This is a genomic window from Virgibacillus sediminis, from assembly GCF_042643265.1.
GTDB lineage: Bacteria > Bacillota > Bacilli > Bacillales > Amphibacillaceae > Virgibacillus_O > Virgibacillus_O sediminis.
In genome coordinates this window covers 26,047-50,949 of sequence record NZ_JBHRRZ010000005.1, presented here as the reverse complement: position 1 = coordinate 50,949, position 24,903 = coordinate 26,047, and the positions used below count along the sequence as shown (strand labels likewise).

The following is a 24,903-nucleotide window of genomic DNA, read 5'->3' as shown; positions in this document are numbered from 1 at the left end:
TCTGCATTGTTTGAAGTTAACTTCCTTGAGGTAAACTATCTATAAAAAGGAGGAATGGGATTTATGGGTTTAAATGTAGCACAAAAGCTGATCAAAGATCATTTAGTGTCTGGAGAAATGAAACCAGGCGAAGAGATCGGACTGAAAATTGACCAGACCCTCACCCAAGATGCAACCGGTACCATGGTCATGCTGGAGTTGGAAGCGATGGGTTTGGATTATGCCAAGACAGAGGTCTCTGCTCAATATGTCGACCATAACCTTATCCAGGTAGACAGTAAGAATCCGGATGACCATCTATTTCTTGAAAGCGCTGCAAAGCGGTTTGGCATCTACTACAGCAGACCTGGCAATGGTGTCAGCCACCCTGTCCATATGCAGCGACTGGCCGTTCCAGGCAAGACACTGCTGGGCTCCGACAGCCATACATGTGCAAACGGCTGTATGGGTATGCTCGCCATGGGAGCAGGCGGCATCGATGTGGCCATGGCCATTGCGGGAGAACCAATATACATTACCATGCCAAAAATATTTGGAGTGAAGCTGACAGGCGAACTGCCGGATTGGGTAAGTGCTAAAGATGTCATCCTTGAACTTCTGAGACGTTACGATGTTAAAGGCGGTGTCGGCAAAATCATCGAATTCTATGGACCTGGACTGGATAACCTCAGTGCCATGGATCGCCACGTCATAGCAAACATGGGAGCTGAACTAGGGGCAACTACTACCGTATTCCCTTCTGATCAAGAGGTGAAGAAATTCCTCCGCATCCAGCATAGGGAGGATGACTGGGTAGAAGTAGTTGCAGATAAAGATGCCACCTACGACATAGACGATGAAATCAACCTTTCTGAGCTGGAGCCATTGGTTGCCAAGCCGTCGAGTCCCGGAAATGTTGTTCCAGTAACAGAAGTAGCTGGAACACCTATCTATCAGTCTTATATAGGATCCTCGGCAAACCCGGGATTTCGGGATTTTGCTATGGCAGCGGAAATCGTCAAGAATAAAACCATTGCTCCAGGCCTGTCCTTTGATATTAATCCGACATCCAGGCAAATGCTGACCAACCTGGTGGATGACCTTCATATCGCCAGTCTGCTCAGTGCAGGTGCCAGACTGCACCAGGCAGGATGCAACGGCTGTATCGGTATGGGGCAGGCTCCAGCAACAGGAAGAAACAGTTTGCGGACAACACCTAGGAATTTCCCAGGCAGGTCAGGTACCCGCGAGGACAGTGTATATTTATGTGGCCCGGAAGTGGCGGCTGCTTCCGCATTAACTGGTGAAATCACCGACCCTCGCACCCTGGATATGGACTATCCGGATGTTTCTGAATCAGAAAATGTCAATGTTGATGATCGTCTATTGGACGCACCTCTCCCTGAAGAGAAAGCTAAACAGACCGATCTTGTCAAGGGTCCGAATATCGTTTCCATTCCAGAAATGGATGAATTGCCAGATACACTGGAACTTCCAGTACTGTTAAAAGTTGGCGATAATATTTCTACGGACGAAATCCTTGCCGGAGGTGCTCGTGTCCTTCCATACCGGAGCAACCTTCCGGGCATCAGCAAATTCACCTATGAGCAGGTAGATTCCACCTATGCAGAGCGCGCAGTCAATACGAAAGAATCCGGCGGGCATGCCATTGTCGGCGGTTTTAACTACGGCCAAGGTTCCAGCCGGGAGCATGCTGCATTGGCACCAAGATACCTTGGACTCCGTGCTGTCCTCGTGAAGGACTTTGCACGTATCCACTGGCAGAATTTAATCAATTTCGGCATTCTTCCACTGCTGTTCGATCATGAGGAGGACTATGAAAAATTGGAGCAAGGTGAAGTGATCACGTTTAAAGACTTAAGGAACCAGGTGAAGACTGGTTCTAGTCTAACCGCCACTTTGCAGGACAAAGGAGAGGAGATCCAAGTAAATCATAATCTGACAAATCGTCAGAAGGATATCATTCTCCATGGCGGTCTGATCAACTGGACAAAAGCAAGACATTAACCGACTTGTTGAAATAAAAAAAGCTGCCCGGGTATATCGTCCTGGGCAGCTTTTTTTATTTATTTAATCCTCTAGCTGAGCCGCCCGTGGAAAGCTCAGTATATTTTCGAACCAGCTATTTCCACCAAACATGATTTCTAGCTAGTTCGGCTTCTTGTCTTAATTAAACACTTTTGTCCCAACCTCTCCTATAGCTGTCATACACTTCTTTTCTTCATCAGCCAAAGGAAGTAAGGCGCACCTACAATAGCAACAAGAATGCCTGCAGGAATTTCATTCGGCGCAAGCACTGTACGGCTTAGCAGGTCAGCGATTACCAGCAATAGGCCTCCCACTAGTACTGTTACCGGCAACAGCCTCTGATTAGAAGGGCCTACCAGCAGTCTTGAAAAATGAGGAGCAATTAAACCGACAAATCCAATGGCGCCGACTGCTGCAACACTGAAGGCGGCCAAAATAGTTGCAAGAAAGGCCAACTGAAACCTTGCCGACATTACCTTGATTCCTAGGCCTTTGGCGGTATCATCGCCAAGTGCCAATGTATCAAGCACGCGAATGCCGAGATATAGAAAAGGCAGCAGTAAGATAGGCCAAATCAGATAGTAAAGCAGTTCCTTCCAGCCCGTTGCATAGGTTGAACCGGACAGCCAGGTAAGTGCAGAGGCAACTCCCATATCAGCTTGAACGACGAGAATTTGTATGATTGCAGAGCCAAATGCGGAGACACCTATCCCTAATAATGCCAATGTGGTTGGCTGAAAACGGGCCCGCATAGCAAGCAGCATAACGACTGTAAAAAACACCAAGGAACCGGCCATTGCTCCAACCGGCACCCACAAAGCCGCCCCTCCGACAACATACATCATTACCAACGCTCCGACTCCTGCGCCTGAAGTAATCCCTATGACGGAAGGATCTGCCAAAGGGTTTCTTAGCACTCCTTGAAACAACAGTCCGCTGGCCGCAAGCACCATACCGCTGAGCAGCGCTACAAGAGCGCGAGGCAGCCGCAGGTCGACGATAAGACCCTGCATGAAATCATTGTCTCCAAATAGAGCCCGGAAGGTCATCACCGGTTCAAAGCCGTAGTTGCCGCTGGCCATACTGACTGAGATTGCCAGAATAATGGCACCCAAAAGGGAGGGAATAATTATTTTTAGCGGGATGCCCTTTGTCGACTTGCCCGCCGTAACCGATGCCGTCTCTTCCCCATCCCGCTCTTTTTTCATTCGCATTACTAAGTAGATCAGCCACGGGGCACCTATCAAAGCAGTTATCGCACCAACCGGAAGCTCAGCAAAAGTCGGATCAATAACCCTTGCCAAGATATCTGCAAGCAACAGTACCACCCCTCCCCATATAAAGGAGGCAAGGATGAGCGGCAGATGTTTCCGGTATCCAATCAGCTTAATGATATGAGGAGCAACCAATCCTACAAAACCGATGGGGCCTACGACACTTACTGTCACGGATGTCAGCATGACGGCCGAAAGAATGGCTGTGAACTTTATTCCATTTACACGCTGTCCCAGCGATACGGCAACATCGTCCCCTAAGGTCAGTGTGTCCAGCTTAAAACTCATCACCAGAAGGACTGCCAAAGCAGCCAGTGTAATAGGCAGAGAAAAACGGACACCTTCCCAATCATTTTGTACAAGCGTCCCCGACCCCCACAGGAACAGGCCTGCCGTTTCGTTCTCATAGAAAATTTGCAGAACACTGGTAAGAGACGAGAACAGCAGGGTGACAACCATACCGGAAAGCACCATTCTTACTGGCGCGGCCCTGCTTCCTCCGGCTAAGACAAATACAGCTGCAAACGTGGCAATACCACCTGCAAAAGCAGGAATCATCCCATTTCCCAGCACTGCTGCCGGAAAAAAGATGGTAGTAAAAACAACAGCAAAATATGTCCCCGAGTGGATACCCAGCGTACTCGCGGATGCTAGCGGATTCCTGGTAACAGTCTGCAAAATCACCCCTGCAACTGCAAGAGCTCCCCCCGCAATGATCCCCATTACCGCACGAGGCATTCTTAATATCCGGACGGTATGGTGCTCAATTATATCCTCCGGTGAGAAGATAGCGGCCATTATTTCATGCAAGGGAATGAAAACATTCCCTTGGTTAATATGGATAAAGGTTAAAAGACATAAAAGTGCGGTTCCCCCTCCAAAGGTAAGAACCGCCTTCATGGAATTTTTAAATACTGTCATCTTCTATCACTCATTCACCATGGCATCAACCAGTTGTTCGGTCAGTACTTCCGTTGATAACACTCCTCCAAAGGTCCATGTATCCCCTGGCAATGCATGAGTATTGCCTTCCTGTACGAACGTAAGGTTCTCCCATACAGGATTTCCAGCCAGCTGGTTCTCAAAGATATTATCCTCTTCCTGAACGATATAAAGGAATTGGAGGTCTTCTTCCTGGAAATTCTGTAATGCTTCCACCGTAACCTCGCTGTAACCGTACGGCTCTACATTTTCGGATTGATAGGCGTTCTCAAAACCTAATCTGTCCATCACCTGGGCAACAATCGAATTCTCGGTAAACAATCGCAGTGTTGGTGTGTTTTGTGCTGAAAAAGCTTGGGTGACGATATAATCGGAACCTTCCAACCCTGCTTCTTCAACCCTTGATTTCTGTTCAGCAATGAAGTTCTCCAGCCCTTCAATTTCCTTCTGCGCTTCTTCTTCTTTGTCTACAATTTTAGCAACGGTCTGGAATTCTTCGAGCATATTTTGGTAATGATTCTGAATTGCTTCTTCTCCATATGGGGCAAAAGTAACCACTGGAGCAATATCTTCCAAACTGTCCAGATATTGTTCATGCCTGAAATCTACTGCGATAATCAAGTCGGGATTCAGCCGGGCTATTGCTTCTAGGTTTGGCTCCTGCCTTGTCCCCACGTCTTGTACACTTTCGTCAAACGATTTATCTATGTTCACCCATTCATGAAAGCCATCCATATCAGCTACACCGGCAGGCTGGATGCCTAGAGAAAGTAAATGCTCGGCATAAGACCATTCAAGCACCACAATATTTTCCGGCGTGCCTTCAATTGTCTGTTCACCTCTGGCATCTTCCACGGTAACGGTTCTCTCGGCGGTCTCCTGCTGATTCTCCGCTTCATTTGACTCTTCAGTACCGCCCCCACAGGCGGCTAAAAATAAAATAATGGATAATGCCACAGTATATGTAATCAATTTCTTCATAATTATCTCTCCTGTCTGATTATATTTCCTTACTCCTGAACCATCCAATATGGTCCCCTAGCGGTGTCCGCTTTTTTGGCTTTGGTATCTTATTAGGATAGCCAACTTGAACAACAGCCACTAATTTATGCTTCTCCGGAGATAGGCCGATTTCGTTGATGAAGACATCATCTCTGAGCGTTTCCTTTGCCGTCCACATCGTACCAATCCCTTTTTCCCATGCCAACAACTGGAAGTTTTGTATAAAAGCACAGACAGCGGCAAAGTTTTCATCGTCAAGATAACCGCCATCATCTTCCTTTTCCATATAAAAAAGCAAATGATGTGGAATAGAGGTGAAAAATTGATCATAAGACTGACGGGCCTTTGCAAGCTTTTGTTCATCAGAAGTCTTCAGTAAACCCAGCCTGATATAGCTGTCGACAATCTTTTCTCCGAATGAGGACCTTGCATCCTCTTCATAAACTCTGATTTTCCACGGCTCTTTCATATGGTGGTTCGGCGCATATGCTGCATGGTCGAATAATTCGACCAACAGCGACTTGTCTATCTTCTGCGGCTTGTAATCAAGGATTGTCCTTCTACCTCGTACTATTTCGGTAAGATTGATATCTCCACCCCCCCCTAATTGAAAACGATTATCATTTTCAGATTTATCTTAAAGGAAAGCATCCTAGCTGTCAACTATATTGGAGAGCTGTTTTAAAAGAATGAAGGATGGTAATATATGTGATAAGGAGGGATTCGAATGATCGTCTATTATGACAGTTACTGCAAGCTATGTACAACATCCTCCAATATATGGAAAAAGCTTGACTGGCGAGACAAATTAATATTCCGCTCGTTCCGCACACTGGAGAATTACCCGAAGGAAATGGAGGAGAGTCTGCATGTGCAGCATAAGGGCAAGTGGTGGAATGGATATGATGCAATTATTAATATTGCCAAACTCCTGCCTGCCCTGTGGATATTGCTGCCATTTCTATACTTGTTCAAATGGGTTGGATTAGGGAACTATATCTATGGGAAGATTGCTGCCAACAGGAAGCTTGTCCCTGTAAACCATTGCCAGGGGGATACATGCAGAATAGATAAAAGTCCGGAACACTAATCGTCTCCCGTGAAATATTCGGCCGTCTCCGAAGACATTATCTTGACAATCATATTCCCATCCCGGACGAGTGCCCGAATAAGAATAGGCTCATTATAGAGGTTTTTAAATACAAAATCAGGGCCCCACCAGCTGACTGTGGCGTCCCGTCCTGGTGGAACATAAGGGACACGCCGGCTGTGGGCATAGCGTTCTACAATCTTTACCCCTTTCAAGTCGACAGCGTTGAACAAGGTGGATGATACTTGGCAGATACCTCCACCTATATCTTCTGTGAGTTCTCCCCTTACAATCACTGGAGCCCGTTCATAGCCCTTTTCCTCTGTACGCTCCCCTACCACTTCATTGAAAGAAAAAGTCTCTCCCGGAAAAAGGACATGGTTATTGATTGCCTCAGCAGCCAGTTCGATGTTATGGGAACGTTCAACATTGCTTTTTCTGAAGCTGGTCGTGTAACTGCCCAATTCTTTTTTACTTATCTCTGTCATCATCGCTTTATCTACTCTTGGATAAATCGGTCTCTTTGGCACTTTCATATGGGCTATCTTTTTATTATAAAAGGCTTTCCGAAACAAGAGATCGAATTTGTTGCGGTCTATCGTTTCACCGGGTTTTCCTTCCACTATCTGTCCATTATCGTCCAAGTAAGCATTTTGCGGTTCTTTATATACCTTTTTTTCAATCATGTCCATCAGACCATTCAACTTGGTATTATCCACGAAAGTTCCGCCTGTATAGCTTAATTCATATTGTTCAATCTCGGCCCTTTTCAAGGTGACAGGCTCATCTTCTTCTGAGGTTTTGGCAAGCGACTGAAATGGGACCATCAGCAGCCAGATACACAAGATGAAAGAAGTTATCTTTCTCATGATTACACCTCCTCCCCATTATTGTGTGGGAAAAGGCTAAAAAAATACCCGCCTTGATGGCAGGCGGGTATTACATCATCCTATATTAGCTGATGCTGGATTCGGCCTATTAGCAAATATGCAGCGGCCTTTCCCATGCGGGATACACATCGGTGTACCGAACATGGGGTCAAAGGTGACATCACATTTCATTTGAAAGACGTCTTGCACCAGATTGCAAGTAATAATCTCTTCAGGCTTTCCCTGGGCAAATACTTTTTTTCCTTTAATTGCAGCAATATGATGGGCATAACGGCAGGCAAGATTCAAATCATGGAGCACCATCACAATTGTACGCCCTTCTCTTTCATTAAGATCAAACAATAAATCCAACACATCAATCTGATGGGTCATATCCAGATAGGTCGTAGGCTCATCCAGTAAAATGGTATCCGTTTCCTGGGCCAAGGTCATAGCAATCCATGCGCGCTGTCGTTGTCCACCGGAAAGAGAGTCAACAAACCGGTCCTTCAATTCCAGCATATTTGTGGACTCAAGTGCATGGTTGACGGCTTCCTCGTCTTTACCCGACCATTTTTTTAGCAGTTTCCGATGCGGATTTCTCCCCTGTTTAACAAGCTCATAAACGGTTAAGCCTTCCGGGCTCACCGGGCTCTGGGGAAGAATGGATAATTTCTTGGCAACTTCTTTTGTCGCCATTTTTGCAATATCCTCTCCGTCCAGGACTACATCCCCGTTCTTCGGTTTGAGCAGACGGGCCATTGACCGAAGCAGCGTGGATTTTCCACAGCCGTTCGCCCCGATCAATACAGTGATTTCACCCTTTGGGATAGTAATGTCCAATTCATCTATAATAATGCTGTCACCATAACCAAGTGTCAGGCCATTCGCTGATAGTGTCTTCATGGAATCCGCTCCCCTTATATTACGACTTGCTCCTATTTAATCGTCGTCATTATCTTACCTTTAGTTTATTGGTTGATGGCGATTTAGTCAATGATAATTGTTTTCAATTAGCGCTGATTTAAAAAAGATACAGACCGAATGCCACTAGAGATATGACGATAGTTATGGTATAAATCCAAATTTGCAGGGGCACGTTGGACTTTAGTGAACTTTTTTCATATTCCAAGGATCGTCTCATTTCATCCTCTGGTGTATGCCCTTCCTCTTCATACTTCTTCATTTTCTTTTCTTCCTGTTTGAAGGCAAAAAAAGTACCTCCTATTGCAGCTATAAACAATACAATCAATAAAATAATAAGTTCAATCGACACAATATCCCTCCTGACTTCATTCTACTCCATTCATGAACATGTGTCAGTGACATACCGCACACAGCTCCCGTCGAAACGAAAGAGCGTGTCGCCCAGCCAATGAATACGGGCTTTCAGGCAGGCTGGTCTCATAATCATAGATGGATTCCGACATAGGCACATAAGGTAGACCCCGGCCAATCGCAAGGAAAGGCGGCCCCCCTCTGAAATGGCCGGGCTGGACGTCGCTAACCTCGTTTACAAACCTAATAAGTACTAAATATATTTCCCGTTGATTTAAAAAAACACGGCCTCCGGTACAGTACCGAGGGCCATGCTTTTTATAATTAACGGAAATCTCTTGTCTCCTCGATGAAATCACTTGCCATTCTGTATCCGATAACGGAAGCAATTACAAGTAAAATCCCGTATAAAGTCCCTTTTTTCATTTGAAACCTACCTCCTCAAATTTTACGTTTCTCCCCGTATAATGGATCGGCATGAAATATTAGAAAGGACGTACTTTCCCTTTTTTCAGCAGAAGTTTCGGTCCGCCGATGAGGAATAAGGAACGGTTGTCGACTACTTTCTTCATGGCGGCAGCTGCCTTGCCTTGAAGCTTGCGGCCATCGAGTACGTTTCCGATTCCATCGGTTGTACCAAGAGAAGCTACAGTGCCCTTGCTCTTGAAAACAAAATCTTCCAGAGGCTGGTTGTAAATCAATGCCTTGATGTTTCTTGCTGTGACATTTGCTTCCTGCATGGCAAGCTGGGCTGTCGGTGGGTATGGACGATCTTCTTCCTTGTTCCATACCCAAGAACAATCACCAAGAACAAAGAGATTATCTTCACCAGGCATACGAAGGTCTGCGTCCACATTTACTTTGCCTTTTGTCAATTCAAACCCGGATGCTTCCAATACACTGCTTCCTTTGACGCCGCCGGTCCATACTACTGTACCAGCTTTGATCAGCTCATCATCATCACCGACAATGAAGCCTTCCGATGTACATTCTGAGATCGGGGCGCCTATACGGAACTCAACACCGCGGTCTTCCAGCGATTTCTTGCCATACTCCACCAAATCCTTATCAAACATCGGGAGAATGGACGGGGCCGCTTCCACATTGATGATGCGGGCCTTACTGCGGTCGATGTCATATTTTTTGCAAAGCTCCGGCACTTTTTCCGCAAGCTCTCCTACAAATTCTACCCCAGTGAATCCGGCACCGCCTACTAGTATATGCAAGCTGTTTTCATCTGGGTTTTCCTCTGTTTTATATTTTGCAAACTGATACTCGATATGCTCGCTGATCAATCGGCTGGAATCTATGTCCTCAATAGCGAATGCATGTTCATCCATTCCTTTAATGCCGAAATCATTGGATTCAAAGCCTAGGGCGAACACAAGATAATCATAGCTGATTTCACTGTTTTCCAGTACGACGATATTTTCGTCCTTTTTCACTTTTACAACATTATCATAAATAAGCCGTACCCGTTTTGGGTTCACTACATCGCTAATCATGACACGGGCCTGATTAGGGTTGATGGTGCCGGCTGCAACTTCATGGAGCCATGTAGTTTCATAATGGTAGTTGTGTTTGTTGACCAATACAATCTCCGCTTCTTCTGGGCTCAATTGCTGTGTCAGACGCTTAGTAGTTGTCAGTCCTGCGTACCCTGCTCCCAGAACGACGATCTTTGGTTTAGTCATTGAACTTTCCCCTTTCTTTTTCCAGCTGATTCATATGGTTGGAAGTATCCTAAGCGTTTGGACAAATTAATTATTTCACAAAGCCATACCTATTATTTCCAATACGCTTACAAACGGATTGCTTAGAATATCATAACCATAATAGCAAAGTTCTTTAGATTACGCTAATAATTTCTTTATCCCTTCCAAACCAAAACTTACACCGGCCTGACAATAATTTCATTCACATTTACATAATCAGGCTGGGTAACGGCATAGACAACAGCACCGGCTACATCTTCTGGTTGCAACGGCTTGCGTTCCGGGTCGTCTCCGAGTTTTTTCAGCACTCTTTCGGTATTCACCCGTCCTGGAGAAATATTGCTGACTTTTACTCCGGTACGGGCAAGTTCCTTCTCCAGGCTTTCGGAGATAGCACGGACCGCATACTTAGTCGCTGCATATACGGCGCTCGATTTATTCACTTCATGGCCGGAAACAGAGTCGATATTTACAATATGCCCCGAGGCCTTCTCCAGCATATGTGGCAGAACGGAATCTATTCCATATAGTACTCCTTTGATATTGACGTCCACCATTTTATCCCATTCGCCTACTTCCCTGTCGGTTATTGCAGATGAAAGGACTAGACCAGCGTTATTAACATAAATGTCCACTGTTCCAAAACTATCAATGGCTCTGTTATAAAGCTCATCAACAGCAGACTTATCCGTTACGTCTGTCGGCACATCCAGAGCTTTTCCTCCTGTTTTTTGATTGATTTTCTCCGCTAGATCCTTCAGTTTGCCGGTACTCCTAGCGGCCAGCACTACATTAGATCCTTCCGCAGCCAATTGCTCGGCTATCGCTTGGCCGATCCCCGCACTTGCACCAGTTATAATTGCCGTTTTCCCTTTTAGTTTCATCACCAATCAGGCCTCCTTCGCAATATGTCAGAGAGCATTTTCTCATCCATTCTTTCTTTATTGACTGATTCCCTTTTCCATTCTATTGTAAGCATTTCTCTTGCCCTTTTTCAATTAGCTCTACTTACTCAAGTGATTCCATTTTCATATCGTCCTACTCACCAAGTTAAAGTTAAACGCTTACATTGAAAGTGTGTTATAATATTCTCAATAAACAGGATAAATACATCATTAACTATAGAAGGTGGGGATGAAATTGGTTGATACACAAGTACGTGTCGTGGGTAAAGATGGCAAAGATGTTACTCCCAACGGCAAAGAAGTCGGCGAAATTATTGTCAAAGGGAACGGCGTGACCCCAATCAGCGAAGCAGGGCAGGAGCTTCCAGATGGCTGGCTGCGCACGGGAGATATGGGAACCATTGATGAAGAAGGCCGTATTCATGTGGTAGAGCGGAATAGAGATACTATTCATGATGGAGAGGAATTGTCTCCGCTGGAAATAGAAAGAGTCTTATATCAGCATCCGGAAGTCGAGGAAGTGGCTGTATTAGTGCTGCCTGATGCAGAATTAGGGGAGGTTACCCACGCCTTTGTCGTTCCATATGAAGACTCCCAATTAACGGAGCAACAGCTGATCGACTATGCTGCTGAGCGGTTGGATCCGCCTGCTTGCCCTAAGCAATTCACGTTTATGGAGGAGCTTCCGAAAACGGCCAGCGGAAAAATACTCAAAATCCAATTGCGTGATATTATTTAAAAATCCTATCGGAACAAACGATGCAGGATACCCGGGTCAACGGTATATAAAGTCGGATAGCCATCACCTCAACATTCCTTAACAGCGATAAAGCCGGGAGCATGCCCGGCTTTTCCTATGCGATAAAATCGCAGATATCGTTTTCTTCCTCAAAATCCATTGCAGCAAAGGAAGGCCCCTCAAACTATTTCTTGTTCTTAAATGCCATCTCCCAACTGTAGTAGCCCTTGTCTTCATTCTTTTTATAGGATAGATAGGCACTGAACTTCTTACCTTTTTTGCTCGTCAATCCTTTAACATGGGCCTGCCCGCTTTTTAGCAGAGATTTTACCATTGTCTTGGTCGGCCTTTTCCTCATGGCAGCAAGGTATCTATCATTTTTCCAAACCATGAACTGGCACTTCTTCCCATATCCGTTGCACCCAAATCCTTTAAAGCCTTCCTTCACTTCACCGCCGCATTCTGGACATGTACCAAGCACCTCCTTGGCTGCCGGTTTGCTGCCAAGCTGGCGAATAATCACTTCTTCCCCATTTTTGATGATATCAACGGATTCATTAATGAAATGGAAAATCATCTGCAGAAATGCCTGCTTCTCTGCCTTCCCTTTCTGTATATCAGAAAGCCCCTTCTCCAGTCTTCCTGTGAACCCGAGATCAAACAGATTTTTGACAGGAAATGTTTCAACCATTTTCCTTCCCAGTGTAGTACAGTTCAAATTCTTTCCTTTGGCCTCTATATAGCCAACTTCTTTGAGCTTTTTTATCGTCTCCGCTCTAGTTGCCGCTGTGCCGATGCTAAAGCCTGCAAGGATGCTCCCCACTTCCTCTTCGTTTTCCTCATCTTGATAATTTTTCCCGCATGTCTCCATCACTTTTAACAATGTTCGTTCCGTATGTTTTTTTGGTGGCTTTGTAACATGGGAGGAAATTTCGGCGTCCGAAATGGCTGCCTTCTCATTTACTTCTACAATTGGCAGGAGCGTTTGCTTGGATTGGATATCTTCTACCTTCTTCCACCCCTCAACGAGTTGGACCCGGCCTTTCGAGATGAAGGTCCCCTGGACTGTTTCCACCTCTGTCTGCAACCTGGTTTCTTCATATTCGGCAACCGGCATAAACTGCGCAATGAACCGGTTAAGGATGGCTTGGTAGACGATCTGTTCATCCGAGCTGAGACGTTTCGGCTTCAAATAAGTTGGAATGATTGCGCTATGGCTTTCAACCTTCGCATTATTGAAAACTCGCCTGCTTTTCAAAAACTTTATCTCTTCCTTGAACCGAGAGGCTTCCGCATGAACCTTCAGAACATGTGCCGTCTTTCCTGCCAGGCTTTCGTCCAAGGCGGTACTGGATGTTCTCGGGTAAGTGATCAACTTCTTTTCATAGAGGGACTGGGCTGCTTTCAGCACTTTATCGGAAGTCCATCCATTATACCGGTTGGTGATATAGCCTTGCAGGTTTGACAGGTTGAACAAAAATGGCGGAAATTCCTTTTTCTTTTCCACCTGCCTGTCTGTTACGATGCCCATCTTATTACGCATCGCTTCCTTGACCACCTGGAGCTTCTCCTGGTCCTTGAACTTTTCGTCCTTCCCCTCCTGGTAGATTCCTTGATAGGCTGCACCTCGTTCTGTTTCAAAGTCAGCTGTCAATTTGAAATAATTCTCCGGCTTGAATTCGGCTATTTCCTTATCCCGGTCATAAATAATCTTTAGAGTCGGAAGCAGGACACGCCCGATATTGAGCGCCTTTCCCTTTCCTTCTTGATATTTCAGGGTGGCGACAGAGGTGAGATTAATGCCGATTACCCAGTCGGCCCACTGCCTGCTGATCCCTGCATCCCGAAGGCTTTTCATGCTGTCATTCGGCTGGATATTCTCCAGTCCTCTAATAACTTCTTTCTTTGTCCATTCATTGAGCAAAAGACGGTAGACTTGTTTTTTCTGCTTTCCACCGCGATAGATAATACTGTCACCGATCAGCTGGCCTTCCCTGTCATAATCACACGCTGAAATGATCGCTTCCACATCTGCTCTGTTTATCAGCGTTTGAATGGTCTTCAGTTGTTTGGCTGCACCTGTATCCGTCTGACTCCTGTCCCGTGGATTGCTTTTCACTTTATATTGGAAGTTTTGCGGAATAAAAGGGAAATTATCCATTTTCCAACGTGCCAGTTTGCTGTCATAATCCTTGGCATCATACAATTCGACCAAATGACCAAATGCCCATGTAATCAGGTAGCCGTTTCCCTCAAAGTAACCGTCCCGCTTTGTGTGGATTTCTAATGCGTCTGCAATGTTTTTTGCTACGGAGGGTTTCTCTGCAAGTATTAACTTCATATCATCACCTATTTCGTCTGTAAATTGGAGGAGAATGTTCAGAGGAATTTTTTAGCAGCTATTATTCTATTATACTATCATAATGCATGGCGAACAAACAATCGCCCTGGAAAAGGAAAAATCTTCAATGGAATAGTTCCATTGAAGATTCTAACTAGCCCTTCAGTTTTTTTGTGAGTGGATAGACGCCTGCGCTCTGGATAACAAGGGAAAGTACAATAGCTGCGAATGACAGCGACACCAACAAATCATCACTTTCTGCCGCCGCTTCAAACCCCATCAATAGGGCAACAGACATGGCGCCTTTAATACCCGACCAGGATATTAATACTGTATCCTTCCAAGAGAATAGGTGTTTCCACTTTGCCACTGTCAATGTCAGGCCGGCAAGTACCGTCCAGCGGACCAGGAGTGACAGAAGAAAGATGATTACTGCTAATGTCCAGCCGGAAAAAATCAAGTAATCTGCCGCCTGTATTCCGATTAAAAGAAATAACAAAGCAAGTATCGATGGCTCCACCACATCCCAGAACCCATCCAACGATTCTCGGAAATGATCCTCTTTAATATTCCGGCCAAACTCGAAAGAAAGCATTAGGCCTGCTGTCACTGTTGCAAGCACACCCGACACCCCTATCAATTCCCCGAGGTAAAAGCTTCCGTAGGCAATAATGATGCTCAGCATCACCTGATAGGTCCGGTGGTGCGAGTAATGGACAGCTTTGCTCATCAGCCAGCCAAAAACCAATCCCAGTACCACACCACCAACGGAGACAAGCAGAAATTCACCTATAAATCCACCGATGGAAAAACCCTTATCACTGAGGAACATGCCTAGGAAGATCGTAAACAGGACAATACTGGTTCCATCATTCAGCATCGATTCCCCTTCAACGATATCGGCAATCTTTTCATTGTCGGTAGACTGCTTTAAAATCGATACAACCGAAACCGGATCAGTCGGGGCCAATATGGATGCTACTAAGAGAGCTCCTGTCAGCGATACGGCAACAAACAGATTGGCCGCCGCATAGATTGCTGCCCCCAGCAATAGAACTGTCAGCATCAGCCCGCCTGTTCCAAGGGTGATAATAATCCATCTGTTTTTCTTCAAAGCATCCAAAGGAAAGCTGTATGCCGAGACAAACAGTAAAGCAGGAAGAAAAACATTGAATATCATCTTCTGGCTGATGGTAACTTCATCGAAATATGGGACGAAGGATAAAACCAGTCCGATCAGGACAAGTACTACCGGTACAGGGAAATTCTTCTGTTTTTTATCAATCGAATAGACAATATATCCAATTAGAAGCAATAACAATATATGATGAGAGGTCAACTGCAACGACTCCTTTTTTCTCTATTTCCTGCCAAAGTGGAGCAATCCCACGAGCAGTCCGATCAAGCACATAACCGCAGCAAAAATCAAGAATGTCATGGCACCCAGTTGATAGATCAGCGGTACGGACAATGCCGTGACCAAACCGCCGCCAAGGAACGGCTCGAATACCAATTGTTTATAGCCGAACCCTTCAAAAGCAGGCGACTTTGCTTCCGGATCGACTACACGCATTAGCAGTAACCCTGTTGCTGTAATCCCCATCGATTGGCCGAAATCGCCAATCCCGCGTTCAAACCAGTAAGTGGGAATAATGCGTGGTGCCAGAATTAGAAATCCGAATACATTCCAGGCAATACCCGCTGCTGCCAGCAACAGGAATGGTACAATATGTTGGCCGATCACATCGAGGGATACGGTAGCAATGGCAGTGAGTATCAGTAGATCCAGGGCAAACCCTTGGATCCGATTGATCATCGGACGGTCCAGCAATTTAGCATTGTCCACTTTATGGAAGAAAGCCTGTACCAAAATACCGCCGATCATGGCCAGCGGGAATAACGGGATATATGTCATAAAGTCGGAGCCTGTCCAGGCACCCCAAGTAACACTCTCCAGCCATATGAGAAATTGCAGGAGCAGATATCCCGTCAAAATAGCTAGCGCTACTACAGAAAAATGCAGGGAAAGCGGTTCGATCGATTCGGGACGGACCGTCATTTTTGCTGCCGGGTCCCTGTTTTCAAATTCCATAATGCCGGCCTTCCTTAGGGTGGAAAAATCCCGTACATCCTTGATGACATTTGTTTTATCCCGTCGGACACCCCAGTTGACGAGGATGATTCCCACAATCACTCCGGATAGAATACCGACAGTGGCTAACCCGATAGCCAAGTCATAAGCATCTGCAAAGCCCATCTCCTCAAAGGTGGACTGCAGCCCGGCCGCGGTGCCGTGTCCTCCCTCGAACCCTATTTCAATGAGCGCTCCCGCCATTGGTGGCAATCCGAATACAGGGGATAACACCAACACGGTAAGAAGAATACCGATGACATACTGCCCCCAGCCCAATGTCCAGCCAAAGGCCAGCTGCGGCCCCCCGACATTCCATATTTTTGAAAGACTCGGTAGTGTAGCCCCTAAAAATAAGGTGGCGAACACGACATTGATCAGCAGGCCTGGGATTTCTTCCCATACCTGCACCACTTCCGGGGAAAGAATTCCAGTGGCCCAGAATGACTCTTCGCCTACCGGAAGCATGCTGCCGAGTACTTGAGGCCCTAAAAGCAATGCTAGAAATCCGCCAATCACAGATGATGGCAGGAATAAATTCTGCAGCCATTTCACCCTAATACGTATCCATTTACCAATAAGAAGAAATACTCCTAAGTATAATAAAGCAAAACCTATTTGCTCAGGGGACAAGGCTGAACCCTCCTTTTTTATGATATTGATAGATTTATTCCCCTGATTATTTCCCTTGAAACTGGAAAGGGTAAAATTATCCTTCTGACTAAACCATGCCCTGAGCCACTTGTCGGCCACACAGCTGATGCTATAAAGATACGAGGTTGGGACAAAATTGTTTAATCAAAAGAAAAACCGAACTAGCTAGAAATCTAGTGAAATGGCGCTGCGGAAATTTACTTCGCTTTTCCACGGGCGGCTGCTGAGCCTCCGAGTGCTATCGCACTTCGGGGTCTCACCTAGGCCTCTCCTCCCGTTGGAGTCTACGTATATTTCCTTCGCTAATTCAGTTCATTGTTCAACTTTTGAGTAAAGCAATTTAATTTTGTTCCAACCTCGGTAGACATGTTTATTTCATATCCGGGTCCGGCAAATCGTCCGACTTTCTCATTGCCCAAGGAGGTGTATCAAATATATACGGAGGGGCAGGCTTCAAATGTGGTACTTCTCCATATGCCACCGGCTTATCGACGTAATTAAACACACCGCACCCATCCATGCTCGGACCGTGCGCCCATCTTCCCTCTGCGCTTTCATGCCCTTTTGAATAGTTGAATAACGTATAGGCTACTTCCTGTTTTTCCAGTTCCCTCGGAAATGTGCTAGGTACTACAATGTTTTCCTTCTCTTCCAGCTCCCTTATTGCAGCATACCACTGATTCTGATGCATAGTATCACGAGCCAGCAGCCAGGATAGCATATCTTTCACACCACGGTCGTTGGTCATCTCATAAAGTCTCGCTACTTGAAGGCGGCCCTGTGATTCCGCATTCAAGTTCGCCCGGAAATCGGCGAGAAGATTTCCGCTTGCAATAATGTAATCGGCCGTCCAGCGGTTGCCTACACTGTCTGATGGCATGGCCCCCAACCCAGAAACAATTTTATGCTGTGGATTTTCCCCTGAAAGGATAGCCGCTACCACCGGATTTTTGGCTGCATCCTCAAACTCTACATCTAGTGCACCATCCAAAAGTCTGGCAATCATTGTTGCGAGCATCTCTATATGTGCCATCTCTTCCGCACCAGTATCCATCAAAAGATCACGGTATTTACCATCGCCTCTTGTGTTCCAGCCCTGGAAAAGATACTGCATTGCTACAGATATTTCACCAAACTGGCCGCCCAATATCTCCTGCAGCTTCTTTGCATAAATCGGATCGGGACGTTCCGGTTTGGCATGGTATTGTAACTCTTTCACATGGTAGAACAATTTGCTCACTTCCTTTTTTTGGTTAAAACGGGTAAATACCTACCCCTATATATTAGGTATTCATCCCGGTCTTTCCGTGTGAAAGGTTTATTCCAAGCGGCTACCAAAACAAAGGTGATAAATACGGGTTCTCTGTTCATGAAAGAGCGCTTTCCCACTTCATTAAAAAAACGCATCACCCTTTTGAGTGATGCGTCTGCCGATTTTCTTCAGTCTAAAATATTCAGCGAAGTCGAGTCCGCCTGCTGATCCCATCTGGACTTTGTCATTATATCCAGGAGGTCATCCTCTATCGATTTCCCTTCCTCTTCATCCAGCAAATTATTAATCATGATGGAAAAGATGACTCTTTCCCCAGCTGGATCATCCATATAGCCGGACAATGTGCTGACACCGTGGATGGTTCCCGTTTTGGCCTGAACGGAAAGACCCTTCATTCTATCCCTCAACGTTCCACCGATTCTTCGTTCCTCATGCCCGGCAATCGGCAAGGAATGGAAAAATGCGGGAAACCACTCCTCTTTCTGTACTTCATACAGCAGCTGGGTGATCTCATTGGCAGGAATCAGATTGAAATGGGAAAGGCCGGAACCATCACGTATAGATATCGTACTCTGTTTGACCCCCAGTTTCGGCAGTTCGGACTTGAGCACCTCCAGCCCTCTCTCCCAGCTGCCTTCTCCATAGGCTATTTTCCCCATTTCTTTTACCATGATCTCCCCATGGCCATTATTGCTAAATTTCATGAATGGCACCAGCAGCTCTGCAAGTGGGATAGAACGATCGGTATATAATACAGTCATATCCTCCGGCGCTTTTCCTATGTTCAAATCACCGTGCCAGCTGATCCCCTGCTCCTTAAGCGCTTGGCTGAACAGATGCACCGCATAGCGGGTCGGATCCCAGACGGACATCCATTCTTTTTCCTTCTCCCCGCCAAGCGAAATGGTTCCTTGCACGACGATTGTGTTCTCGGCATGTTTCCGCTCCACTATCACCTCGGACTCTTCCTCCCCTGAAACAGTCCGCGCTTCATTGATCACTCTCACATAATCCGTTTCGGGAAAAATGCGGATTTCCGGCCTGTCGCCAACAGCCATGCCCGGCTCCACCTCCACGATGAGGGAACCGGCATCATAATCCTCATCAGGGGCCACCGTCAGTGCGGATACCTGTGCCCCATAATAATACTGCTCATCACTCCAATTGAGATCGGGGGAAAGGCGGACATCATCATGCCATGTATCATCACCTATCACATCTCCTTCAATCCGTTCCACTCCATTCTCCCTGAGCTTTTCCGCAAAACGACGGAGATCTGCCGGCATCAGAGTCGGATCTCCTTTTCCCCGTAAAAACAAATTCCCGGTTAAGGTTTTTCCCTCCACGCGGCCGTCTGTACCAAGATCTGTTGAAAAAGTGTAGCCAGCTCCAAGTACCGTAAGTGCCGCTGCTGAGGTCAGCAATTTCAAATTGGAGGCAGGGCGGAAACGTATATCCCCCATATGGGCAAACAGCTTCTCCCCTGTCTTCGCCGATCTGATGCTGACTCCCACCAGGGCACCTTTTAATCTTGGATCACTTTTCAGAAACTTCTTCAGTTGTTTCTCCACCATCTACCGCTCCCCTATTTTCCTTTTCTTCAGCATACCATTTATTTAGTGGAGAACCACGCAAAAAACACCTATTTTTCCTTATGTTTAAAATATACAGCCAATATATAGCTAGTCCATAAAAAGGGTTTTTTTAACGGCAGCAGGAATAGCTTGCAGATCATTAGAAGCCAAAATCAGGAAGAAACGCTTAGCCGCCGAACGGGGCGCATTTCCTATACATAGGACCGTAAAGTTATGGAAAATCTAAACAAAGAGCCTGTATCAGCTCAAACAAAAATCCGGAGGTGCGAGAAAATGGCAGAACAGAATCCACAACAAGAACTGTATGAAACAACACAGCAAATCCAACAAGCAATGGAACAGGCACAGACGAGTTCCGATCCAGCTCAGATTCAGGAAGCACAGCGCCTGCTGCAGCAGGCAGAACAGGGATTGCGTACAGCCCAGACCCAAATGGGAACACAGGTAGATAACAACCCTCAATTCCAGCAAGCACAGAAGCAGTTGCAGCAGGCACAACAACAGCTGCAGCAGAAATCCGGAAGAAATACACTGTAATAGCTGCAGGAAGCTTCATCAGAGGCTTCCTGTTTTTTAATACACATCCTTTCTCATTTGGAACATATGAGGCTTGCAATTTATTTCCATTGATTATGGACGGTTAAATAGATACAATAAGAACAAATGTTCTTGTTAGGTGGTGAAGATACATGGATTATTATTCATCCTACCCTCGTCATGATGTGCTGTGTATTGATATGCGTTCATTCTACGCAAGCGTGGAAGCGGTGAAACTGGGGCTCGATCCAATGAAGACAATGCTTGCTGTGGTGGGGGATCCGAACCGTTCGGGAAGCATTGTACTGGCCGCCTCGCCTGAATTAAAAAAAAGATACGGCATCAGCAATGTCAGCCGCTTTTTCGAACTTCCAGATGATCCGGACATCCATATCGTACCCGCACATATGGCAGATTATCTGCAGGTATCGGTGGAAATCACCAAACTGATCAACCAATACGTCCCTAAAGAGGCCATCCATCAATATTCCGTGGATGAAGTGTGGGTCACCGTGAATGGGATTGAAAGATTGTTTGGCAGCCGGTGGGAAGCTGCCCGCAAAATCAAGCAGGATATTATGGAAAGCTTCGGGATTACCGCCTCCATTGGGATAGGGGATAATAAATTCCTGGCAAAGATTGTCATGGATCTGCACGCCAAGAAGGAAGGCATTGCGGAATGCCGCTATGAGGATGTGGAGGAGAAGCTGTGGCCCTTCCCTGTCGAAGATATCTGGGGAATCGGCAGCAGGATGAAACGCAACCTCAACCGGATGGGCATCATCACCCTCGAACAGCTTGCCAGATTCGATCCCGACCGGCTGAAAAAGCGGTTCGGCATCATGGGAGAGCAGCTGTACTGGCATGCCTGGGGAATTGATCTGAGTCCTGTCTTTGGTGACTTCACCAGACAGGAGCAGAAAGGCTTCGGACATGGCATTTCCCTGTTAAGGGACTATTCCCCGGAGGAAACATCCGTCTGCATCCTCGACCTCTGTGAGGAGGTATGCCGCCGGGCCCGGACAGCCGGGAAATCCGGAAAAACCATCCACCTAGGCATCGGCTATTCCCAGGAAACGGGCGGCGGCTTTTCCCGCTCCAGATCGATTGACTTGCCCACCAATGTCACGATGGATGTCTATCATGTCTGCCAGCAATTGTTCTATGAATTCTATGATCGAAAAAGCAGCATCCGACGGGTTTACGTGACCCTTGATAACCTGTTCGACAAACAGGAAACCCAATTGGACCTGTTTGAGGACAGAACCAAGAAAAATGATATCGGCTATGTAATGGATGACATCCGTGATAGATATGGCTCCACCGCCATCCTGCGAGCCTCCAGCTATACGGATGCTGGGATCACTCTGGAACGGAGCGGGAAAATCGGTGGGCATTATGCTTGATAAAGAATAGCCTCACCTAGTATGAGGTGAGGCTTTTGGTATTGACTATCCATTTGCGTTGCCGGCTATTTCTGCTGCTGTCAGAGTACCGCCAAGGATAGTTACTGTTTGGTTTCCTGAAAGATCAGGAGCTTCAGCAACAAGCGTATAAGTTGTAGGTCCCTCGGTCGGCATCTCATCACAGCAAGTAAGGGTAGTAGTATGCCCCACACCTGCTTGAGTAGAGGTATCCGTGGTAGTACAGATTACTTCCCCATCATCGCGGACGATACTAAATTGAACGGTTTCATTCCCCGCGGAGGAAGTCCAGTTGGCAAAAGCAGTCAGCCATACTGTGTTATTAGGGTCATCAACATTTATAGTTACTGTTGCAAGATCTGCCTCTGGGTCTGTAGCAGTCAGAACAATTGGAGGGGTTGCATCCACTTCGGTACAGTCAAATTCAATAAATACCCCTGGGGCGCCTGGTTCGCCTGTTGGCCCTGTCGGACCGGTTGGCCCCGTTGGTCCTGTCGGGCCGGTTGGGCCACGCTTCCCTTTTGGGCCCCTATCTCCTTTCGGCCCTTTCTTACCTTTCGGTCCAGGCGGGCAAACACAGCAGCACTCCTTCTTTTTACAGTGTTTACAATGATGATCTTTCCAATGGTGGTCATGACAATCGCAATCATGGTGATGTTTCTTTTTATGGTGGTCATGACAATCACAATCATGATGGTGTTTCTTCTTATGGTGGTTATGACCGTCGCAATCATGGTGGTGCTTCTCTTTATGGGAGCCCGCTTTGGCATGTTCTTTGATTTCCTTCATTTCGTCCTGAATGATTCGTTTAAACTCATCTTTGAAAGACATTAAACATTCACCTCCTGTAATAGTTTCTATACATCATATGCCAGATTCTTAAATACGGATGGATAGATGCATAGACTTGCTAACATTTAGGCTAATATTCGCTGGAATACTATTTCTGGGCAGCACATTTTTTTCTGTGGTGAATATCTTTTAAAAAAGGGACTTAGTTTGAACTGAAAAGGAAGCAGCAGAGAATGCAACTCTCTGCTGCCCTCTAGATAACTAGGCACTGCCTAGTAGTTCCTCCAACAAGTCGATCAGTTCTTGAATGAGGTCGGAATCACCCCCTGCCAAGGACAAAGCCGCTATAATTGCAGCTAGACTGGCTGGAACAGAATCTTCATTATTAACAACGATATTATTCTCTGGGTTTCCGATATTCTCATAGCTGGTGAAGTCAAAGTCAGCCTGACGTTGTCTCTGATCTTGGTCCTGCTCCTGGTCTTGTTCCTGCAATTGGGCCTGGCGCTGGAGTTGAGCCAAAAGATTATCCAGTCTACCTTCCACACCTCTCACATCTCTTCTGTCTTTGTGGGAATCATCTTCATGATGTCTTCTATGCTTGTTACAGCATCCCATATCTGCACCCCCTTTCCTTTACTAGTACTATATGAAACCCTGTTGGACATGAAAGGGTTCCTGCCTTGTTTCAATTAAAATAATCAAAACGCCTCCTGCTTACAGCTTTAAATGTTTTTACATAGGACAGGACTAATTAGCTGTTGGTGACCGTAGTGGTACCACTCGTTTCACGAAGCAAATTGATCAGTTCAACAATGGTTGCTTGACTAGCAGAATCATTGCCATTTCCTAATAAAGACAAGGCCACCAAGATTGCAGCAAGGAAGCCTAATCCATTTGCTTCATTATTTATGACAATTTTGTTGGAAGGATTACCAATGTTTTCAAAATTGCTCGCGTCAAAGTCAAACTGGCGTTGTCTTTGGTCTTGGTCCTGTTCTTGATCTTGGTCCTGCCATTGGGCCTGCCGTTGCAGCTGGAATAAGATGTTATCCAGCTTCTCTTCCAATCTTCTAACCTCGTCCTCTCTTCTGCAGTAATCATCCTCATAATATCTTCTACGTCCGCACCCCATGGCTGTGCACCTCCTTTCTTACTTGTAATATATGAACGGTTTTTCTTAGTGCTAGGGTATCTGTCTCCCTATGTTCTAAATTAAGTCATCCAACCTATCCATAAGCATATAAATAACCCGGATAATGTCCTATCCGGGCCTGGTATGAATGAAGCTTGATATATTTATAGACACTTGAAACCCTTCCCTATTAAGAAAGGATTCCTTCAGGAGGGAGATAATCCTTCAGCCTTCTTAGCGCATTTTTATAATTATAGAAGTCCGACCATGGCGGGTGAATCGCCATCAACACCAGCTCAGGATCAGAAGTTCCGTGCATTCTATAGATCATCTTCAGGTTTTCCACATTTCCATCTTCCCCTCGAAAACTGACGGGATGTTCCTGATGGTAGCCGATTGTTTTATCCATACTAATAAACGAAACTCCCAACCTATGAAGGCGATAGCCGAGTTCCCAATCTTCTAGCCCATACTTGATAAACCCCTCGTAAAAACCTCCTGCTTGGTCAAAATGCTTCTTCTCCATCGACACACATCTGGTGATACACAATAGCCATGGGGCGACATCCGTCCTTCTGCATTCATTTCTTACCTCTTGGCTCATCGACCAGGCAACCATTTCTTCCACTTTTTCGATATTTTCCCGGATATCCTGAGGTGTGAGAATATCGACAACTTGACTACTATTCAGATAAGAATCATCCCATAGCTTCTTTTGGCTTAAAAAATAAGAAATAGTTGTTTTCTCATAGTCTGTAAATTCCGGGTAAAAATGTGTGTAGATTCCTTTCCAGGATTCCGGTACCCCAGAAATTACGGTATCTTTATATATTCGATGGTAAGAATCTATCACTTCAATAAAGGAAGGAAGCACCAGAAAATCGGCATCGCAGAAGATAAGGTATTTACCTTTCGCCTGTTTAGCTCCAATGTTTCTTGTCTTGGATCTTCCCTGCTGAGAACGATTAGAAATATAATGGAAGTTATAAGAAGGGCGGTAAGAGTCCAATACATCCCCGGTATCATCGTTAGAACCATCATTCACCACGATTACTTCAAATTCGCTGTCTGGAAAGGTTTGATTTTCAAAAGAAGTCAGCGTAAGCAGCAATTGATGGGAACGATTGTAAGTGGGTATAACTACACTATATGTCACAGACATATTTATTCACTTCCTTC

22 protein-coding genes are annotated in these 24,903 nt (G+C 45.9%); 5 read left to right on the top strand and 17 right to left on the bottom strand.

Annotated elements, in window-relative coordinates; all coding sequences use genetic code 11:
- Positions 1-63: 63 nt before the first annotated feature.
- Positions 64-2,007, top strand: coding sequence for an aconitate hydratase (locus ACFODW_RS03320; protein ID WP_390302957.1), 1,944 nt, complete (start codon positions 64-66; stop codon positions 2,005-2,007).
- A 197-nt stretch (positions 2,008-2,204) separates the two neighbouring features.
- Here the strand turns inward: ACFODW_RS03320 and ACFODW_RS03315 are convergent, their stop codons facing one another.
- The 3 genes from ACFODW_RS03315 to ACFODW_RS03305 are packed head-to-tail and all read right to left on the bottom strand — an operon-like array spanning position 2,205 to position 5,820.
- Positions 2,205-4,223: an iron ABC transporter permease gene (locus tag ACFODW_RS03315; protein ID WP_390302954.1), complete on the bottom strand. Its 2,019-nt coding sequence runs from the start codon at positions 4,221-4,223 to the stop codon at positions 2,205-2,207.
- A 6-nt stretch (positions 4,224-4,229) separates the two neighbouring features.
- Positions 4,230-5,225: an ABC transporter substrate-binding protein gene (locus ACFODW_RS03310; protein WP_390302951.1), complete on the bottom strand. Its 996-nt coding sequence runs from the start codon at positions 5,223-5,225 to the stop codon at positions 4,230-4,232.
- Between the two features lie 19 nt (positions 5,226-5,244).
- Positions 5,245-5,820, bottom strand: a complete 576-nt coding sequence (locus ACFODW_RS03305) for a nitroreductase family protein (protein ID WP_390303008.1) — start codon at positions 5,818-5,820, stop codon at positions 5,245-5,247.
- 153 nt (positions 5,821-5,973) lie between these two features.
- Here ACFODW_RS03305 and ACFODW_RS03300 point away from each other — a divergent pair, with 153 nt between their 5' ends.
- Positions 5,974-6,336, top strand: a complete 363-nt coding sequence (locus ACFODW_RS03300) for a thiol-disulfide oxidoreductase DCC family protein (RefSeq protein WP_390302948.1) — start codon at positions 5,974-5,976, stop codon at positions 6,334-6,336.
- On the opposite strand, the gene ACFODW_RS03295 is transcribed toward ACFODW_RS03300, so the two are convergent.
- From ACFODW_RS03295 to ACFODW_RS03275, 5 genes are all read right to left on the bottom strand, one after another.
- A complete protein-coding gene (locus ACFODW_RS03295; RefSeq protein ID WP_390302945.1) occupies positions 6,333-7,205 on the bottom strand; it encodes a VanW family protein in 873 nt (290 codons plus the stop codon). The genes ACFODW_RS03300 and ACFODW_RS03295 overlap by 4 nt on opposite strands.
- Before the next feature lie 75 nt (positions 7,206-7,280).
- Positions 7,281-8,111, bottom strand: a complete 831-nt coding sequence (locus ACFODW_RS03290) for an ABC transporter ATP-binding protein (protein WP_390302942.1) — start codon at positions 8,109-8,111, stop codon at positions 7,281-7,283.
- A 118-nt stretch (positions 8,112-8,229) separates the two neighbouring features.
- Entirely contained in the window at positions 8,230-8,481 is a 252-nt protein-coding gene (locus tag ACFODW_RS03285) for a hypothetical protein (RefSeq protein ID WP_390302939.1), read from the bottom strand.
- A 487-nt stretch (positions 8,482-8,968) separates the two neighbouring features.
- Positions 8,969-10,177 (bottom strand): NAD(P)/FAD-dependent oxidoreductase, encoded by a 1,209-nt coding sequence (locus ACFODW_RS03280; RefSeq protein ID WP_390302936.1) that lies wholly within the window; start codon positions 10,175-10,177, stop codon positions 8,969-8,971.
- Positions 10,178-10,374: 197 nt separating this feature from the next.
- Positions 10,375-11,085, bottom strand: coding sequence for an SDR family oxidoreductase (locus ACFODW_RS03275; protein WP_390302933.1), 711 nt, complete (start codon positions 11,083-11,085; stop codon positions 10,375-10,377).
- A 247-nt stretch (positions 11,086-11,332) separates the two neighbouring features.
- Here ACFODW_RS03275 and ACFODW_RS03270 point away from each other — a divergent pair, with 247 nt between their 5' ends.
- Positions 11,333-11,842: a class I adenylate-forming enzyme family protein gene (locus tag ACFODW_RS03270; protein WP_390302930.1), complete on the top strand. Its 510-nt coding sequence runs from the start codon at positions 11,333-11,335 to the stop codon at positions 11,840-11,842.
- Between the two features lie 184 nt (positions 11,843-12,026).
- Here ACFODW_RS03270 and ACFODW_RS03265 read toward each other — a convergent pair whose 3' ends face one another.
- The 5 genes from ACFODW_RS03265 to dacB all read right to left on the bottom strand — a co-directional run bounded on the left by ACFODW_RS03265 (position 12,027) and on the right by dacB (position 19,815).
- Complete coding sequence (locus tag ACFODW_RS03265) at positions 12,027-14,183, bottom strand: type IA DNA topoisomerase (RefSeq protein ID WP_390302927.1); 2,157 nt, start codon at positions 14,181-14,183, stop codon at positions 12,027-12,029.
- A 154-nt stretch (positions 14,184-14,337) separates the two neighbouring features.
- Positions 14,338-15,522: a cation:proton antiporter gene (locus tag ACFODW_RS03260; protein WP_390302924.1), complete on the bottom strand. Its 1,185-nt coding sequence runs from the start codon at positions 15,520-15,522 to the stop codon at positions 14,338-14,340.
- Positions 15,523-15,543: 21 nt separating this feature from the next.
- On the bottom strand, positions 15,544-16,947 hold the full coding sequence (locus ACFODW_RS03255) for a sodium/glutamate symporter (protein WP_390302921.1): 1,404 nt from the start codon (positions 16,945-16,947) through the stop codon (positions 15,544-15,546).
- A gap of 391 nt (positions 16,948-17,338) precedes the next feature.
- Positions 17,339-18,199 (bottom strand): manganese catalase family protein, encoded by an 861-nt coding sequence (locus ACFODW_RS03250; protein ID WP_390302918.1) that lies wholly within the window; start codon positions 18,197-18,199, stop codon positions 17,339-17,341.
- 209 nt (positions 18,200-18,408) lie between these two features.
- The gene (dacB, locus tag ACFODW_RS03245) at positions 18,409-19,815 is read right to left on the bottom strand and encodes a D-alanyl-D-alanine carboxypeptidase/D-alanyl-D-alanine endopeptidase (protein ID WP_390302915.1); all 1,407 of its coding nucleotides are present in this window, start codon (positions 19,813-19,815) and stop codon (positions 18,409-18,411) included.
- 294 nt (positions 19,816-20,109) lie between these two features.
- Here dacB and ACFODW_RS03240 point away from each other — a divergent pair, with 294 nt between their 5' ends.
- The gene (locus tag ACFODW_RS03240; RefSeq protein WP_390302912.1) at positions 20,110-20,373 is read left to right on the top strand and encodes a hypothetical protein; all 264 of its coding nucleotides are present in this window, start codon (positions 20,110-20,112) and stop codon (positions 20,371-20,373) included.
- A gap of 152 nt (positions 20,374-20,525) precedes the next feature.
- On the top strand, positions 20,526-21,779 hold the full coding sequence (locus ACFODW_RS03235; RefSeq protein WP_390302909.1) for a DNA polymerase IV: 1,254 nt from the start codon (positions 20,526-20,528) through the stop codon (positions 21,777-21,779).
- Between the two features lie 45 nt (positions 21,780-21,824).
- Here the strand turns inward: ACFODW_RS03235 and ACFODW_RS03230 are convergent, their stop codons facing one another.
- The 4 genes from ACFODW_RS03230 to ACFODW_RS03215 form a co-directional block, all read right to left on the bottom strand.
- Positions 21,825-22,628, bottom strand: a complete 804-nt coding sequence (locus tag ACFODW_RS03230; protein WP_390302906.1) for a hypothetical protein — start codon at positions 22,626-22,628, stop codon at positions 21,825-21,827.
- Positions 22,629-22,850: 222 nt separating this feature from the next.
- A complete protein-coding gene (locus ACFODW_RS03225; RefSeq protein WP_390302903.1) occupies positions 22,851-23,207 on the bottom strand; it encodes a hypothetical protein in 357 nt (118 codons plus the stop codon).
- 136 nt (positions 23,208-23,343) lie between these two features.
- A complete protein-coding gene (locus ACFODW_RS03220; protein WP_390302900.1) occupies positions 23,344-23,724 on the bottom strand; it encodes a hypothetical protein in 381 nt (126 codons plus the stop codon).
- 190 nt (positions 23,725-23,914) lie between these two features.
- Positions 23,915-24,886, bottom strand: a complete 972-nt coding sequence (locus tag ACFODW_RS03215; RefSeq protein WP_390302897.1) for a glycosyltransferase family 2 protein — start codon at positions 24,884-24,886, stop codon at positions 23,915-23,917.
- Between the last annotated feature and the right edge of the window lie 17 nt (positions 24,887-24,903).

Coding starts and splice junctions, on each gene's coding strand:
- ACFODW_RS03320 (WP_390302957.1), top strand. CDS start 64: ATGGGTTTAAATGTAGCACAAAAGCTGATCAAAGATCATTTAGTGTCT.
- ACFODW_RS03315 (WP_390302954.1), bottom strand. CDS start 4,223: ATGACAGTATTTAAAAATTCCATGAAGGCGGTTCTTACCTTTGGAGGG.
- ACFODW_RS03310 (WP_390302951.1), bottom strand. CDS start 5,225: ATGAAGAAATTGATTACATATACTGTGGCATTATCCATTATTTTATTT.
- ACFODW_RS03300 (WP_390302948.1), top strand. CDS start 5,974: ATGATCGTCTATTATGACAGTTACTGCAAGCTATGTACAACATCCTCC.
- ACFODW_RS03295 (WP_390302945.1), bottom strand. CDS start 7,205: ATGAGAAAGATAACTTCTTTCATCTTGTGTATCTGGCTGCTGATGGTC.
- ACFODW_RS03290 (WP_390302942.1), bottom strand. CDS start 8,111: ATGAAGACACTATCAGCGAATGGCCTGACACTTGGTTATGGTGACAGC.
- ACFODW_RS03280 (WP_390302936.1), bottom strand. CDS start 10,177: ATGACTAAACCAAAGATCGTCGTTCTGGGAGCAGGGTACGCAGGACTG.
- ACFODW_RS03270 (WP_390302930.1), top strand. CDS start 11,333: ATGAAATTGGTTGATACACAAGTACGTGTCGTGGGTAAAGATGGCAAA.
- ACFODW_RS03265 (WP_390302927.1), bottom strand. CDS start 14,183: ATGAAGTTAATACTTGCAGAGAAACCCTCCGTAGCAAAAAACATTGCA.
- dacB (WP_390302915.1), bottom strand. CDS start 19,815: ATGGTGGAGAAACAACTGAAGAAGTTTCTGAAAAGTGATCCAAGATTA.
- ACFODW_RS03240 (WP_390302912.1), top strand. CDS start 20,110: ATGGCAGAACAGAATCCACAACAAGAACTGTATGAAACAACACAGCAA.
- ACFODW_RS03235 (WP_390302909.1), top strand. CDS start 20,526: ATGGATTATTATTCATCCTACCCTCGTCATGATGTGCTGTGTATTGAT.
- ACFODW_RS03230 (WP_390302906.1), bottom strand. CDS start 22,628: ATGTCTTTCAAAGATGAGTTTAAACGAATCATTCAGGACGAAATGAAG.
- ACFODW_RS03225 (WP_390302903.1), bottom strand. CDS start 23,207: ATGGGATGCTGTAACAAGCATAGAAGACATCATGAAGATGATTCCCAC.
- ACFODW_RS03220 (WP_390302900.1), bottom strand. CDS start 23,724: ATGGGGTGCGGACGTAGAAGATATTATGAGGATGATTACTGCAGAAGA.
- ACFODW_RS03215 (WP_390302897.1), bottom strand. CDS start 24,886: ATGTCTGTGACATATAGTGTAGTTATACCCACTTACAATCGTTCCCAT.